The organism is Thermomicrobium sp. CFH 73360 (assembly GCF_023806465.1).
Lineage (GTDB): Bacteria > Chloroflexota > Chloroflexia > Thermomicrobiales > Thermomicrobiaceae > Thermomicrobium.
This window is the reverse complement of sequence record NZ_JAMSLS010000011.1, coordinates 1-14833: the sequence shown is the minus strand read 5'-3', so window position 1 is coordinate 14833 and position 14833 is coordinate 1. Positions and strand designations below refer to the sequence as shown.

12 protein-coding genes are annotated in these 14833 nt (G+C 59.8%); 4 read left to right on the top strand and 8 right to left on the bottom strand.

Going from position 1 to position 14833, the window contains the following annotated elements; translation table 11 throughout:
• Nucleotides 1–60: 60 nt before the first annotated feature.
• Nucleotides 61–651 (top strand): dCTP deaminase, encoded by a 591-nt coding sequence (dcd, locus tag NET03_RS12660; protein ID WP_252129258.1) that lies wholly within the window; start codon nucleotides 61–63, stop codon nucleotides 649–651.
• A gap of 10 nt (nucleotides 652–661) precedes the next feature.
• Here the strand turns inward: dcd and NET03_RS12655 are convergent, their stop codons facing one another.
• Genes NET03_RS12655 through NET03_RS12645 form a run of 3 tightly spaced genes read right to left on the bottom strand, consistent with a single transcriptional unit; the run spans nucleotide 662 to nucleotide 3063 of the window.
• Nucleotides 662–1201 (bottom strand): cob(I)yrinic acid a,c-diamide adenosyltransferase, encoded by a 540-nt coding sequence (locus NET03_RS12655; RefSeq protein WP_252129257.1) that lies wholly within the window; start codon nucleotides 1199–1201, stop codon nucleotides 662–664.
• A gap of 14 nt (nucleotides 1202–1215) precedes the next feature.
• Nucleotides 1216–2076, bottom strand: a complete 861-nt coding sequence (locus NET03_RS12650) for an ABC transporter permease (RefSeq protein WP_252129256.1) — start codon at nucleotides 2074–2076, stop codon at nucleotides 1216–1218.
• A 15-nt stretch (nucleotides 2077–2091) separates the two neighbouring features.
• Nucleotides 2092–3063 (bottom strand): ATP-binding cassette domain-containing protein, encoded by a 972-nt coding sequence (locus NET03_RS12645; protein WP_252129255.1) that lies wholly within the window; start codon nucleotides 3061–3063, stop codon nucleotides 2092–2094.
• A 484-nt stretch (nucleotides 3064–3547) separates the two neighbouring features.
• On the opposite strand from NET03_RS12645, the gene NET03_RS13640 reads away from it, so the two are divergent.
• From NET03_RS13640 to NET03_RS12635, 3 genes are read left to right on the top strand one after another with little or no spacing between them, the layout of a single operon-like run.
• Nucleotides 3548–3682, top strand: coding sequence for a hypothetical protein (locus tag NET03_RS13640; protein WP_286207471.1), 135 nt, complete (start codon nucleotides 3548–3550; stop codon nucleotides 3680–3682).
• A gap of 3 nt (nucleotides 3683–3685) precedes the next feature.
• Nucleotides 3686–4153, top strand: coding sequence for a cytochrome c oxidase subunit II (locus tag NET03_RS12640; protein ID WP_252129254.1), 468 nt, complete (start codon nucleotides 3686–3688; stop codon nucleotides 4151–4153).
• Nucleotides 4150–5838, top strand: coding sequence for a cbb3-type cytochrome c oxidase subunit I (locus NET03_RS12635; RefSeq protein ID WP_252129253.1), 1689 nt, complete (start codon nucleotides 4150–4152; stop codon nucleotides 5836–5838). The genes NET03_RS12640 and NET03_RS12635 overlap by 4 nt, the downstream gene beginning before the upstream one ends.
• Nucleotides 5839–5927: 89 nt before the next feature.
• On the opposite strand, the gene NET03_RS12630 is transcribed toward NET03_RS12635, so the two are convergent.
• The 5 genes from NET03_RS12630 to NET03_RS12610 all read right to left on the bottom strand — a co-directional run bounded on the left by NET03_RS12630 (nucleotide 5928) and on the right by NET03_RS12610 (nucleotide 14213).
• Nucleotides 5928–7553 (bottom strand): thiamine pyrophosphate-dependent enzyme, encoded by a 1626-nt coding sequence (locus tag NET03_RS12630; RefSeq protein ID WP_252129252.1) that lies wholly within the window; start codon nucleotides 7551–7553, stop codon nucleotides 5928–5930.
• A gap of 227 nt (nucleotides 7554–7780) precedes the next feature.
• Nucleotides 7781–8617, bottom strand: coding sequence for an alpha/beta fold hydrolase (locus NET03_RS12625; RefSeq protein WP_252129251.1), 837 nt, complete (start codon nucleotides 8615–8617; stop codon nucleotides 7781–7783).
• A gap of 5 nt (nucleotides 8618–8622) precedes the next feature.
• Nucleotides 8623–9951 carry a 2-oxoglutarate dehydrogenase complex dihydrolipoyllysine-residue succinyltransferase gene (odhB, locus tag NET03_RS12620; RefSeq protein ID WP_252129250.1) on the bottom strand — a complete coding sequence of 443 codons (1329 nt, stop codon included), beginning with the start codon at nucleotides 9949–9951 and terminating at the stop codon, nucleotides 8623–8625.
• A gap of 20 nt (nucleotides 9952–9971) precedes the next feature.
• Nucleotides 9972–12773, bottom strand: a complete 2802-nt coding sequence (locus NET03_RS12615; RefSeq protein WP_252129249.1) for a 2-oxoglutarate dehydrogenase E1 component — start codon at nucleotides 12771–12773, stop codon at nucleotides 9972–9974.
• Between the two features lie 186 nt (nucleotides 12774–12959).
• Nucleotides 12960–14213 carry an NAD(P)/FAD-dependent oxidoreductase gene (locus tag NET03_RS12610; protein ID WP_252129248.1) on the bottom strand — a complete coding sequence of 418 codons (1254 nt, stop codon included), beginning with the start codon at nucleotides 14211–14213 and terminating at the stop codon, nucleotides 12960–12962.
• Nucleotides 14214–14833 lie beyond the last annotated feature (620 nt).

Below are 14833 nucleotides of genomic sequence, written 5' to 3'. Positions count from 1 at the left end.
ATCATACTCACGTCCGTACGTCGGTTCTGCGACGTGGTGGGTGTGAAACAGGGGGCGAGCATGATCCTTTCCGATCGGGATATCATCGCGGCGCTCAAGAGCGGACGTATCAAGATCACCCCGGAGCCCGATCTGGAGACCCAGCTCGGAGCGTGCTCGATTGACCTGCGCCTCGGGAATACTTTTATGGTCTTCGAGCATTCCCGGTTCTCGTATATCGATCCGCGGCAGCCGCAGTCGATTGGAGATGCGATGCGGACGATTGTGGTTCCTGACGGCGAACCCTTTATCATGCAGGCGGGTGACTTTGCTTTAGCTTCGACGCTCGAGTACATCGAGCTCGCTGACGATCTGGTTGGACGGTTGGAGGGACGGTCCAGCATCGCTCGTCTCGGCATCACGGTCCATAGCACCGCGGCGTTGTTCGAGCCAGGGTGGGCCGGGACGGCGACCATGGAGCTTTCAAACCTGGGGCGGATGGCCGTGGCGCTGTATCCCGGCATGCGGATCTGTTCGTTCACGTTCGAGCAATTGACATCACCTGCGATGGTTCCTTATCGCCTGAAGCGTGGGAACAAGTACGCTGGGCAGACCGATCCCAAGCCGAGTCGCTTGGCCGAAGAGCTCAGCGTAGAGCACCTACGCGGGTGAGTAGGGCGATTCATGACTCCTTCGCTGGCGTCGGTGTGACTCCAGCGTAGTGGTCTTCGTATCGTGCGAGCACAAAGAGTAGGGAGGAGAGGCGATTCAAGTAGGCAAGGAGCTGCTCGTTGTGCACCTCACCGTCATGGTAGAGGCGCACAACGAGTCGCTCCGCACGTCGCACCACGGTCCGAGCGAAGTCAAGCGTCGCACCTTGGAGCGTGTCGCCAGGCAGGACGAAGTGTCGGCCGATCGGGACGAGCGCACCAATATGATCGATTGTTTCTTCTAGTTTTCGCACGTGCTCCTCGGTGATACGGTATTTCTGCTGTTCGACTCCTGGAGCGAAGGCAAGCTCGGCCATCATGAGATAGAGATCCCGCTGGACACGGACAAGTGCCTGTTTCGTCTCCTCGGTCTGTGCAACAGCACGTGCGATCCCGATTGCGGAGGTTGCCTCATCAAGTGTTCCGAACGTCTCGGGGCGGGGTGCGTACTTTGGCACGCGCCCGCCGAGGAGATCGGTGTATCCCTGGTCACCCTTGCCCGTGTAGAGCATTATCGTCCCTCCTGTCAGTCCGGTCGTGCAAATTGGCGTGCTGCCAGGACAATCAGAAAGAGACCCAAGGCCAGAACGATTGCTGCATCCAAGAGCGGGTTGAGTGGATAGCCGAAGAGCGTGACCCCAAGTTGGTCGATGACTGGCTGAGGCACACCAGCCGAACTGAGCACGACACGACGAATGGCGTCGATGCCATACGTGACTGGATCGATTCGCGTCAGCACGGTAAGCCATGTGGGCAGATTGTTAAGCGGATACAGTGCCCCAGAGAGGAACAGGAGCGGCGTGACAAGGAAATTCATGACTAAGCCAAATCCCTCTGTGGAACGCATCCGAGCGGCGATCACGAGTCCAATGCTGGAAAGCGAGAAGGCAAGAAGAAAGAGCAGCGGGATAAGAAGAAGGATTGTCCCAACCTGCAAACGAACGCCGATGAACGGCGCAAGCAGGAGGAGCAACAGCCCCTGCAGCATCGATGTCGTACTCCCACCGAGGGCCTTACCGACGACGATGGCCCAACGGGGGATCGGCGCGACGAGCAGTTCCTTGAGAAAGCCAAACTCGCGGTCCCAAACGACGGAAACCGCGCTGAAAATGGAGGAGAAGAGGACAGACATACCGATAATTCCGGGGTAGAGGAACTGTAGGTAGTCGGGCCCAACAGGTGCTCCACCGAGTGTTCCCATCCAGGGCGACAGGCCGGCGCCGAAGATCATGAGGAAGAGCAGCGGTTGGGCAAGACCCCCTGCGATGCGTGTGCGGTCACGCCAGTAGCGGAGAAGGTCACGCTGCCAGAGTGTAAAGATGCCGATCAACGCTCGGGTCACAGGTGAAGGTGGTTGTAGTCTTTCTGCAACCTCTACGGTGGCCACAGAATCCCCCATCCACTAGTGTCGCGCTCGCACTTGTTCCCGCATGAGGTCGAGATCGGAGGCTTCCTCGTCACGAATTTGCCTTCCGGTCAATGCGAGGAAGACGTCGTCCAGACTCGGGCGACGTAGGCTCACAGAATGGATTGGAACGGTCAGTTGTCGGGCGAGTTGGGGGATGAGTTCGTCGCCACGTTCAACCTCGATGCGCACCGTGCCGTCGACGATCATTGGACCGAGGCCGAAGAGTTCCTTGAGCTCTTGAACCGCTCGCGTATTGTCTTCAGTTGACAGCAGGATAATATCGCGTGCCACACGAGCTTTCAGGCGCTCCGGGGCATCGAGTGCGATGATACGACCGTGATCGATGATTGCGATGCGGTCACACTGTTCCGCTTCTTCGAGGTAGTGGGTTGTGAGGAAGAGTGTCACACCAGTTTGGCGACGGAGTTCGGTGAGGTACGCCCAGATTTGCCCCCGTGTCTGGGGATCCAAACCGAGCGTTGGCTCGTCGAGGAACAGGATTTCTGGGGCGTGGAGAAGACTACGAACAATCTCCAAGCGGCGTTTCATGCCGCCGGAGAAGGTGCGGACAAGCGAATGTCGTCTTTCCCAGAGCTCGACCATCCGTAGGAGTTCCTCGGCCCGCGGACGCCAGGAGGTGCTGGGGATACCGTAGACGCGTGCGTGTAGAGCGAGGTTTTCCCATGCGGTCAGCTGTGTGTCGAGACTTGGATCTTGGAAGATGATTCCGATGCGCTGCCGCACGAAATGCGACTCTCGCAGCACGTCGTAGCCCGCGACGCGAACCGAACCGGTGGTCGGTTGGGTAAGTGTACAGAGCACGTTGATTGTCGTCGTCTTGCCAGCGCCGTTTGGTCCTAAGAAGCCGAAGAACTCGCCCTGATCCACGGTAAAATCGATCTCGTCGACAGCAGTGACCGGGCCGTACCGCTTGACTAAACCTCTCACCTCGATCGTTGCGGGCATAGTCTCGCTCTCCAGGATTCTCGAAGCGTGCACAGCGCACTCTCGGTAGTGTACCTTTTTCTCGTATCGTGGTTCCATGAGTTGGTGGAGTGGGGAGGACTCGCGAACAATCGCCGTAGTTCTGAGCATTTGTCACGCGAATGTAACCCATTCTGTCAACATGTCGCAGATTCGTCCTCTGGCTCCGGCATAGACTACAGGGGGAGGGTATGTATGCGTTGGTCGTTCTTTGCTGCCTGGCTCGCACTCTTGGTCTTCGGAGGAGCCAGTGCGACGGTTTTTTGGTCGAGCTTTAATCGGGTTGTGGGGAGCCTCGGGACGGAGCGCGATTGGATAGGGCTGGTGCTGGGTCTAGGTGGGGTGTTGTTGACGCTGCTCCTGGCGAGGTGGGTGCTGATGCGGGTGAATAGGGACGAGGAGGTGGCGCCAAAGAGCACGCAGCATGATGAAAGGGCAGGGGATATACAATGGGGGAGCGTGCATCATGTCAAGGGTGGAACATCGCAGTGAGCAGCCAGAAGGACATCCGGTCGGGACACTCTTCCTGACACTTGTGATGCTGATTGTCATTGTAGGGATTTGGTTGACTGTGTATTTCGACATGCTGGGGAGGGGGTAGGGCATGCGGGTCGAGGCCTACGAACGCTTTTTCATGATCCTGGCAGCGCTTTTGCTCGTCCTCGGCATCGTCGGTATTGCAATCGGGGCACTGGTTGCGGGAGTACATGTTCCTTCTCCCGCGGGACGAGTCGATCCGAGGACGCTGACGACGACCCCGCCGTTTGATCAACCAGGTCTCCGTGACCTCGGGGGCGGGAAGTACGAGGCTGTCGTCATCGCGCGCGCGTGGCAGTTCCAACCGGACCAGATTGAGGTCCCGGTCGGCTCGACCGTCACCTTTACACTGGCAACTCCAGACGTGATCCACGGCTTCGTCCTGACCGGAACGAACGCCAACGTCATGGTGATTCCGGGGCAGATTGCGCAAGTGACTGCGCGATTCGATCGACCTGGCGAGTACTTATGGGTCTGCCACGAGTATTGTGGCTTCGGACATCACCAGATGTTCGGGAAGGTGGTGGTGCGATGAGCGCAACCGCTCGTCCGCAGGCTTTTGCGGGTCAAGGAGCAATTGCGCGAGAAGGGATCTTCTTGGCGGAGCAGCTGTGGCCGATTAAGGGACAGCTGGTGCTGGCGCTTCTCGGGCTAGCCATCGGCGGAATTATGGGGTTGATACAGGCGCTCGACCGCATCGGCATCGTGATGTACAAGGCGATGCTGATGCAGACGTATTATCAGGGGTTGACCATCCACGGAGTACTGCTGGCATTTCTCTTTACGTTCAGCTTCAATAATGCGTTCGTCTCGCTGATGGCAATCCGGGGTTTCGAGCGACCACTCGCCAGCACGTTCCTCGTTCAGGGAGCCTTCTGGACGATGCTGGTGGGAACACTGCTCGCTGCATATGCAATTCTAACCAACCAGGCGACAGTGCTTTTTACCTTCTATGCACCGATGCGTGCGAGTTCGCTGTTTTATCTGGGGGCAGCGCTTCTGGTCATTTCCACCCTACTCACGGCGCTCAATTTAGTGCTGACACGTCGCGCCTGGCAACGGGAGCACCCTGGGGAGCGGACACCGTTACTTGGTTTTGTCGGTGTCGTGACCTACGTGATGTGGGCGTTAGCCACCGTCGGTGTGGTCGTACTGGTTGTCTTCTTCCTCCTCCCGTGGTCGCTTGGATGGTTGAAGACAACCGATCCACAGTTCAACCGTATCCTCTTCTGGTATACAGGGCACCCGATCGTCTATTTTTGGCTGATGCCAGCGTATATCTCCTGGTACTTGCTTGTTCCTCGCCAGGTCGGTGGACGCGTCTTCAGCGATAGTCTCGTTCGGTTGGCATTCATCCTCCTCCTCGTCTTTTCGGTTCCGACCGGTCTCCACCACCAGTACGTCGATCCGGGTATTCCGACGGTCATGAAGGTCGTGCATCTCTTTACAACCTTTTCGGTTGTCTTCCCCAGTCTGGTGACAGCATTTACCGTCATGGCAGCACTCGAGGACGGGGGCCGAGCGCGCGGTGGCCGCGGACTCTTGGGGTGGATTTGGAAGCTCCCTTGGGGTGATCCGAGTGTGACAGCACAACTCCTTGCAATGTTGGTTTTCATCCTCGGGGGAGCGACCGGTATTGTGAACGCCAGCTACAACTTGAATAACGTCGTTCACAACACCTCGTTCGTTCCTGGCCACTTCCACATGACGGTCGGGACCGCGGTGGCCCTCTCGTTCATCGGTATCAGTTACTGGTTGATCCCCTATCTCACCGGTCGTGAGCTCATGGGGCGATCCCTTGCGCTCGCCCAGGCCTGGCTGTGGTTTGTGGGAGTTCTTCTGTTCGCACGTGGGCAGATTGCTGCCGGCCTTCTTGGTGAGCCACGACGCTCGTCAATCGGTGAGGCCCCCTATCGGGATCTCATCCATGCTGGTTTGGACAACTGGTTGACTGCGATCGGCGGGACACTGATGGTGATCAGTGGTCTAATCTACTTCATTGTCGTACTATGGACGGTTTTCGGTGGCCGACGACTGACCCAGCCGCTGGGAATCCCGGTCGCCGAAATGCGCTTTGGGGCGAGAGAAACGTCGCCGCTGCTCGACCGGCTGGGATTCTGGTTCTTGATCGCAGTAGTCTTGGTGGCCATCGCCTATATTCCGTTGATTCTCCTCTACTTGCCGCTCCAGAGCGTGTCACCGCCGATCAAGGTGTATTGAAACAGAAAGGCTAACAAGGATGACACAGGGCGAGGGTACACCCTCGCCCCACATGTTCTTTTGGCTGACGCTTCTAGCGAGTATTGGCATCAGCTACGCCGTCCTGCCATGACGATTCCCCAGATGCTCGGCATTTCTCCCACGGGCACCTCAATCAAGATCGGACGAGGATCACGAACCGCATCCTTGACGACGTCCCGGAGCGCTTCTGGCGTGCCGACGCGTACCCCTTCAATCCCAAAACTCTGCGCCAGCAGAACGAAGTCAGGATTGTACAGATCCGATGCAATGAAGCGACCACCGAAACGCTCCTTCTGGATCCGTCGGACGTTGCCATAGGCGTTATCGTTGAACACAACGGTGATCACGTCGAGCCGATGCTGGACCATGGTGGCGAGCTCCGGCAGGTTATAGAAGAATCCGCCATCACCGTTCAGTGACAGCACTGGTCGATCTGGGTGTCCCACCTTGGCGCCCAGAGCTGTGGCAAAGCCGAAGCCCAAGGTGCCCTGATAGCCCGACGTGAGGAAGGTGCGCGGCCGGTAGACTGGAAACGCGTTCCACGTCCAATAGCCGACTTGGGTGCTCTCACTGACTAGAATACCCTCTTCGGGGAGTGCTTCTCGCACGGCCATGGCGTAGGAGGCTTGGGGTTGCACCTCCCAGAGGAGATCGAAGATGCGCTCTTTCAGGGCGCGGAGCTCGGCACGTCGTGATTCTCGCCGGCGGTTATAAAGTGGTAGCCGGTTGAGCAACGCGGCGAGTCCACGCTTTGCATCGGCCACGATCCCGATCGTTGGCGGGTAGTTGCGTCCGATCTCCTCAGGGTCGATGTCAAGTTGAATGACTGCTTGCTGACGTGGTCCCCAGTCGGACGTTGCGGGCTGCAAAAAGCGCGTACCGACAACGAGGATGACATCGGCCTGTGGGGTCAGCTCACGTGCTGCCACCATGTTCTGTGCGAGGTCGTGTCGGTCGTCGAGGGCCCCTTTCCCGTCCATTGTGAGGACGACGGGTGCTTCAAGCAGTTCAGCGAGTGCGCGAAGTTCATCCCATGCTTCGGCGACAAGCACGCCGCCTCCAGCGAAGATCAGCGGTTGCTGTGCTTGTCCAAGGAGTCGGGCAGCCTCTTCGACGAGTTCCGAATCAGGTTCTGGTAACTCAGGACTGGCAGGAGGGAGGAGCTCGACTTCAGCAGTCTTCTGCAGCACGTCAGGTGGAATTTCCAATGCGACCGGTCGAGGCCGTCCGGACTTCAGTTGAACACACGCTTCATGCACAAGACTCGGAACTGCGCCGGGACCGAGCGCTCTTGCGGCCCACTTGGTGACGGAGCGGAGCACTTCAAGCTGGTGCGGGATCTCGTGCAGCAAGCCGCGGCCTTTGTCGATCTGATCAGACGGGATCTGACCGGTGAGACAGAGGACGCGCGAGTTACACGCGTAGGCGGTTGCAAGACCCGCCATCGCGTTCAGTACGCCTGGACCAGGTACAACGAGGCAGACCCCGAGCTTGCCGGTCGAGCGTGCATACCCATCTGCCATGTAGCTCGTTGCTTGTTCATGGCGAGTGTGGATGACTCGGATGCGGTCGCGTGCCTCGTAGAGTGCATCGAATGCCCAGTCGAGCTGCACACCAGGAAGACCAAAGATGACCTCCACGCCCTCTCGAAGCAACTGCGCAACGAGCGCCTGGCCACCAGTAAGTACTGGCATTCCCGAACTCCTCTCTGACGGGCGACGTGAATCGTGCGCGGCGACTTCACTCCCGCGCAGGCTGGGCGCACCGCTGCGCTCACGGTTCGGCGTTCGCTGCCGGATAGAACCCATCTGTGGCTCGCATTGCCACACCGGTTCATTGTAAAGCACGGTGCCCGAATGCACAGATCGGGCCTCCCCTGGTAACGACCGGGGCGAAAGGAACCGAAACACAAAACCAGGATTCAATGCTGATTCGGCAACCAATTGACGCGACCAAGAAAATCGAGGAGTCTTGCATTGAAGGCTTCTGGATTGTCTACGGGAGCACCGTGACCAGCGTGTGGGATTTCGGCGATTTCAGCCTGTGGGAGGAGTTCAGAGAGTGCGAAGACGGTGCGACGATATGCCCGTTGCGTGTTCGCTCCATACACCAGCAATGTGGGTCGGTTCAGAGCGGCCAATGGGACGGGACCAGGATCGAATGCGAGGACTGCGTCGATCCACGTGGGGGCGCTAAAGACATTGCGTCTCCATTCCTCGAGACGTCGCTGGCCCGCCTTTTGCATCCAATCCTCACCGAGTCGCGGAACCAGAAAATGCGCGAGCGCATCGTCGACCTTTCCGGCGGCAAGGAGCGAGCGCGTGAGTTCGGCAGACCGACGTAAGCGCTCACGTTCGTCCTCGCCCGCAAGCGCAGGCAATGAGGGTTCAACCAGGACGAGAGCGTGGACACGTTGGAGGCGCATGAGAGCGAACGCAAGAGCGATCGTCGCTCCTAAAGAGTTACCGAGTACAACTGCTTGTTCCACCTGTTCGGCATCCAGGACGCTGAGGACATCAAGCGCGGCTTCTTCGATTGTCTGCCGTGGCATTGGGGGAGGACTCATCCCGTGGCCCCGGAGATGTGGGAGCAGCCACCGCAAACGCGGGAGACGTAACACTTGATGGATCCAATTCGACGTTCCGACCAGGATGCCATGCAATGCCAGGAGTGGCGGACCATCGGCAGCGACCCGCCGCTCGTAAGCGAGCTTTGTGCCGTTCGGTGTCGTCGCCCAGCGGAGCTCGGTGACGCTCACCAGGTTTATCCTTCGAGCAGCAGCCGCTCCGGATCTTCGATCAACTCCTTGACGCGAACCAGGAAGAGCACTGCCTCGCGCCCGTCAACGATGCGATGGTCGTACGTCAGCGCGACGTACATCATCGGCCGGATCACGATCTCGCCGTTGACGACCACGGGTCGTTCTTCGATTTTGTGCATCCCGAGAATGCCGACCTGCGGCGGATTCAGGATCGGTGTCGACAGGAGAGAGCCGAAGACCCCTCCGTTGGTGATCGTGAACGTACCGCCGCTCAGTTCCTCCAGCGTCAGCCGGCGCTCTCGTGCCTTGCGGGCGAGTTCCTCAATCTCGCGCTCAATCTCGGCGAAGGACTTCCGGTCGGCGTCGCGTACCACAGGAACGACAAGGCCTTCGTCAGTCGCGACAGCGATACCAATGTCGTAGTAGTACTTGACGACAATCTCGTCGCCTTGGATTTCAGCGTTGAGCAACGGGAACGCCTTCAGTGCTCCGACAACAGCCTTCGTGAAGAACGACATAAAACCGAGGCTGACACCATAGCGTTCGCGGAACTGCTGTCGCCAGCGATTGCGAAGTGCGATCACCGCGCTCAAGTCGATCTCGTTGAAGGTCGTGAGCATGGCGGCAGTGTGCTGAGCTTCGACCAACCGCCGGGCGATCGTCTTGCGCCGCTGACTCATGCGGATCCGTTCCTCGCGGCGACCCGTCGGCGCAATCAGGAGCGGCGGCAGTTCAGGGACAGCTGGCGGTGGGGACGGTGGAGGAGTGACTGGTGCGGCCGACGGAGCCGTTGGAGCTGCTGGTGCCGCCGCACCATCGGCGGCGCGTGGGGCTGCCTGTCGCTGGGCCACGTATCGGAGCACGTCCTCGCGGGTCACTCGTCCTCCTTCGCCACTTGGTGGCACCTCTGCGAGGTCGATCCCATACTCCTCCGCGAGCCGACGGACAGCTGGCGTGGCACGAACCATTGGTGCTGCACCCGGCGTGGTGGGTGCGGGAGCGGACGGTGGTGCGGTCGGAACTTCGGCTGTTGCCGCGGGACTCGGCGCGGCGGTGGCGACTGCAGCACCGGCTGTGGGCGCCGTGGCCTCGGCTGCTTCGGCGATGAGTGCAATGACTTCGCCGACTGTGACGGTTTCGCCCTCCTGTTTCAGGATGCGCTCGAGTACTCCAGCCTGGTCAGCAGTGACCTCAACATTGACTTTCTCTGTCTCGAGTTCGACGAGTACGTCACCGACCGCGACCGGTTCACCCTCGCGCTTCCGCCAAGCGCCGATGACGGCCTCGACGATCGACTCCCCCATTTGCGGCACACGCACTTCGATCGCCATCGTCCACCCTCATGTTCGACTTAGCCCGGTAGCGCTGGCTCGGGAACGCCAGCGAAGGCCTCCGCAACGATCCGAGCTTGCTCCTGCTCGTGCATTTCAGCAAGTCCCTCGGCCGGACTTGCACGCTCCGGTCGGCCAATGTAACGCAGTGTCCGGTCGCCGAGCAGTGGCTGCAAGCGCGGCTGCACGAACGTCCAGGCTCCCATGTTCTTGGGTTCTTCCTGGAGCCACACCACATCGCGCGCATTGGGGTAGCGTGCGAGGACGGTTGCGAGCTCCTCTTCAGGAAATGGATAGAGTTCCTCGACGCGGACGATTGCGACATGTCGTGATTCGGAGAACAACGGGCTTGCCACGAGATCGACGTAGACCTTACCGCTGCTGAGGATCAACCGCGTCACATCGCTGCGGCGATTCGCAGCCGTCGGGTCGTCGAGAACGGGGTGGAACACCCCCTCAGCGAGTTCGCGCACTGGAGACATCGCCTTTGGATGCCGAAGCAAACTCTTCGGCGTCATCACGATCAGAGGACGCGGATCAAGGGTTCGCAGGGCTGCCTGACGCCGGAGGAGGTGGAAGTACTGGGCTGCCGTGGTGCAGTTGACAATCCGCACATTGTCCTCAGCCGCGAGCTGAAGGAACCGCTCCAGGCGGGCACTGGAGTGCTCAGGTCCTTGCCCCTCATAGCCGTGGGGAAGGAGCAGCACCAATGCCGATCGTTGCCGCCACTTCGCCCAACCACTGACGATGAACTGGTCGATGATGACTTGGGCGACGTTCGCAAAGTCACCGAACTGTGCCTCCCAGAGGACGAGCGCTTCAGGTGCCTGTACGCTGTAGCCATACTCGAAACCAAGCGGTCCGGCTTCGGAAAGTGGGCTGTTGTAGACGGCGAAGCTGGCCCGCGCAGCGGGCATCGTCTGCAACGGGATTACCCGTTCTCCGGTCTCGAAATCGTAGAAGGCGACATGGCGCTGGCTGAATGTTCCGCGAATGGTGTCCTGTCCCGTTAACCGGATTGGAACACCCTCGGCGAGAAGTGAGGCGAACGCGAGAAGTTCGGCGTGGGCCCAATCGATTGCCTCCTCACGTTCAACGGCCTCAAGTCGTCGCTGGAGCTGACGGCGTAGCTTGGGGTTCAAGTTGAAGCCAGCAGGCAGCGTGTGTGCTTGACGATTGAACTCTTTGAGCTGTTCGAGTGGTACCGCGGTTGGCACGGCGATGACACTGCGGCCGTCGCTGGATGCCCCGTGTCCGTGCCGTGGGCCAGTGGCCTGGCTGAGCAGCTTTTGCCGTATCTCCTGCAGCTGTGCAAGGTAGCGCTGCTCGAGTGTAGCCACCTCCTCCTCGGTCACGATTCCTTGGGCGATGAGTTGACGCGCCCAAAGCTCGCGAACCGTGGGGTGCTGACCAATTTGGCGATACATCACTGGCTGGGTGAAGGTTGGTTCATCGCCCTCGTTGTGCCCCCAGCGGCGATACCCGATGAGATCGATGAGGACGTCCTTGTGGAAACGTTGACGGTAGGCAAAGGCCAACCGCGCCGCGGTCAAGCAGGCTTCGGGATCATCGGCGTTGACGTGGAAGACAGGGATCTCAAACCCGCGGGCTGGATCAGAGGCGTAGAACGTGGAGCGTCCTTCCTGTGGCTCGGTTGTGTACCCAAGTTGATTATTGACGATGATGTGCAGTGTCCCGCCGGTTGAGTAGCCGGGAATACCGCTCATATTGAGCGTTTCAGCAACGATACCCTCGCCCGGGAACGCCGCGTCACCATGGATGAGGATGGGAAGACAGGCGTCCACGTCTTGAGCAGGGCAACCCGGATCAGTGCGCCGATCCTGAAGGGCACGAGCCATCCCTTCCACCACGGGATTGACAAATTCGAGATGGCTGGGATTGTTCGCGAGGATGACCTGGAGTTCCCCGGAGGCCCGCACGCCTCCCATGTGGTACTTGACATCACCGGTGTAGCCAAGGGTGCCGCCCTCCGTCAGCGACGCTGGCTCCCGGTGATCCAATCCCATGAATTCAGCGAGGATTTGCTCGTACGGCTTCCCTAATACGTGGGCGAGGACGTTTAAGCGACCACGGTGGGCCATCCCCATCGCGACCTTCGGGATGCCCGTTTCAGCGACTTGCCGCAAGATCTCATCGAGGATCGGCACCAGCATATCGGTGCCCTCGATCGAAAAGCGCTTTTGACCAACGAACGTTCGGTGAAGGTAGCGCTCAAATACTTCAACAGCAGTCAGCCGTTCGAGCAAGGCGCGCTTGGCTGCGGGATCCAAACGAACGCGGAACCGTTCGGATTCGATCGCTTCCTCGAGCCACTCACGCTCGGTCCGATCCTGAAGGTGACCGTAGTCGTAGCCGATAGTCCCACAATAGATCTGCCGCAGCCGTTCGATCGCCTCTGCAGCATTGCGCGCCCCACGAGCAGCTGGTCCACCAACCAACGTTGCCGGAAGTTGCGCAAGATCTTCTGGAGTTAGCCCGTGATAGGCAGGTTCGAGCGCCGGATCTCCTGGCGGAGGACTGCCCAATGGATCGAGCCGAGCCGCACGGTGTCCGCGGTGACGAATGCGCTGTGCGAGCTGGACGACCGCAGCGACCTTTGAAAAATCGAACGCCGGCCCTGCGACTGCAGCGGCCGGCGCCGGAGCTCCGAGCTGCTCAAGGCGAGGTCCCCACTGCTCAAAGAATGCGCGCCAGCTTGGCTCGACCGACGCCGGATCTCGTCGATAGTCTTCATAGAGTTCAAGGATGTAGCCAAGATTCAGTCCCGTCAGCCGCTCGAGCGCCTCCTGAACGTCCACCATGGCACCCACCCACCTCGCGTGCTGTCGCTCCGGCATCGTTCCCTCGGGGGAAGGGTCGTTCGTTTGGGGAACCCTTCCCCACCGAAGCTGCGGATGCCGCATACCAATAATACCCCTAGAACTCGCGCGACGGTGTAGCATTGTTCAATTTTCTTGGACGATCCATAAGGGGGACTTTTGGTCGGGTCAGCCGGTGTCATGACCATCAAGAGAGGCGCCCGCTGCAATGGCTTGCACTCGTTCGGGGGTGTAGACGACTGCCGGGTTCACTGCATGCACCATCGCGGCAACACGAAGTTCTGCAAGCTTCGGATCGAGTCGTGTGCGCTCCTCGAACTGCTCCCACACGTCCTCTGGCACCCGACTCCGCAATTGGAACGTTGTGAAGTCATACATCGGACGAAGATCCTGATCACGTTTTCGCGCATAACGAGCGAGTGCCTGGTCGAGCGCACGATCTTCCGGATCGCTCTGCGCGAGTTCCTGTGCGAGGAGCCAAGCGCTTCGCGCTGCGTCACCCATCCCCTGGACCGTGTGCGGATCTTTGTGACACCCTGCGTCGCCAACCAATGCCCAACCGGGGCCGCTCGCTTGCCGGAGAAAGTTCGGAAGTTGCCCGGTTCCACGAATCGGTGCAACCTGTCGTGCGATCGTCACTCTCTCCCAGGCGTCAGGAATACGACGAAGTCCGTTGAAGAAGTGGCGGCGGACGTCGGTGCGAAATGCAGCGAAGGCACGGTGCTCGAGGCCATACCCGACCAGTGTCAGTCCGCCATCACACGGGAAGAGGAAGGCCGCTGCATACTCAGCGCCCAACTCGGGATAGTCGCCGCGGAACGCCAGTGCGGCTGGTTCCGGGTCGATCGGCACCCCGACGAAGTAGGTGTAATACCATGCGAAAAGTGGCGGCACGCGACTTTCGATACCGGCGCCGACAGAGCGCGCGATGATGGAGTTGCGTCCGTCGGCCCCGATGACCAGTGGTGCACGTGCCGTCCAGCGCTGGAGACCATCATCGATGACCACGCCGCTGATACGTGCCTGCGAGCGAACCACCTCTTTCACCGTTGCCTGGGTCAACAGGGTCACGCCGGTACGCGAACGAAGTTGTTCAACAAGGAGGGTATCCAGCACCTCGCGGCGGATGCACAGAGCGAAATCGAATCCGTCGTGCTGAGGAAACCGTGCTGTGACGTAAGGGAAACGCAGCCAACGAAGACGTGGCGCATCGACGGCCAGGATCGGCTCGACCAAGTCCAGTTCACGCAAGACGCGAAGTGTGTCCGAGAAGAAGAGATGAGTCGACAGCGTTGAGCTTGGGAATCGTGCTCGGTCAACGATGAGGACGTTCCAACCACGTCGGGCCAGAGCCGCGGCAGTGATGGTACCAGCGATACGTGCTCCAACGATGATCACATCGAATCGCCCGAGCTCTTTCATGGCCAGTAACCCAGTTCTCAGAGTCTTGCACCCAATGGGGTGCCCGTCCGTCGCAAAAGGTTCTGCTTGGCGAACGATCGACAGGCATGCGACATGCTTCCTTGATCAGTATGCACTCGGATTGCTGCCCTTGTTGCGGGGCCGTACACTCAGCGCGGCTACGGAAGCCTGTGCGGGTTGTTCCGTCGGCCCCGGAGAGGATGGCGGAACGGTGGATGTGCCGAGTTCAACTCGGGCGAACGACGGTGTCGCTGGCTGACCTCTGAGGGCGCAGTGGCGGCCCTCTGGGGCGGCCGGGGCAACCTGCCGCGACGAACGGAGGGACGCTGGTGCGCCGGGTTTTCTCTCGTCCTCTGCAGGTCCTTCTCGCGATCAGCTACTGCAATGAAACCGCTGTCAGCCTACGCTCTGCCCGGTGGCAGCCGGCGTCGACTCTTACCGCGCTGAACCTACCATCGGACGAACTATTTAGTGGTCGAAGGGAAGACACATGAGCGCAGAGGGTGAGTTCCGGACGCTTGTAACAGATGCGCTCCAGAAGCGAGATCGAGAGATGCTTGAGGATCTCCTCTGGCAGCTCGTCGAGCAACGTCGGCTCCACGTGGTGCTGCGGGAGATGG

Excerpts from the sequence above, each read along its gene's own strand:
- dcd (WP_252129258.1), top strand. The coding sequence starts at position 61 with ATGATCCTTTCCGATCGGGATATCATCGCGGCGCTCAAGAGCGGACGT.
- NET03_RS12655 (WP_252129257.1), bottom strand. The coding sequence starts at position 1,201 with ATGCTCTACACGGGCAAGGGTGACCAGGGATACACCGATCTCCTCGGC.
- NET03_RS12645 (WP_252129255.1), bottom strand. The coding sequence starts at position 3,063 with ATGCCCGCAACGATCGAGGTGAGAGGTTTAGTCAAGCGGTACGGCCCG.
- NET03_RS13640 (WP_286207471.1), top strand. The coding sequence starts at position 3,548 with ATGTCAAGGGTGGAACATCGCAGTGAGCAGCCAGAAGGACATCCGGTC.
- NET03_RS12640 (WP_252129254.1), top strand. The coding sequence starts at position 3,686 with ATGCGGGTCGAGGCCTACGAACGCTTTTTCATGATCCTGGCAGCGCTT.
- NET03_RS12635 (WP_252129253.1), top strand. The coding sequence starts at position 4,150 with ATGAGCGCAACCGCTCGTCCGCAGGCTTTTGCGGGTCAAGGAGCAATT.
- NET03_RS12630 (WP_252129252.1), bottom strand. The coding sequence starts at position 7,553 with ATGCCAGTACTTACTGGTGGCCAGGCGCTCGTTGCGCAGTTGCTTCGA.
- odhB (WP_252129250.1), bottom strand. The coding sequence starts at position 9,951 with ATGGCGATCGAAGTGCGTGTGCCGCAAATGGGGGAGTCGATCGTCGAG.
- NET03_RS12615 (WP_252129249.1), bottom strand. The coding sequence starts at position 12,773 with ATGGTGGACGTTCAGGAGGCGCTCGAGCGGCTGACGGGACTGAATCTT.
- NET03_RS12610 (WP_252129248.1), bottom strand. The coding sequence starts at position 14,213 with ATGAAAGAGCTCGGGCGATTCGATGTGATCATCGTTGGAGCACGTATC.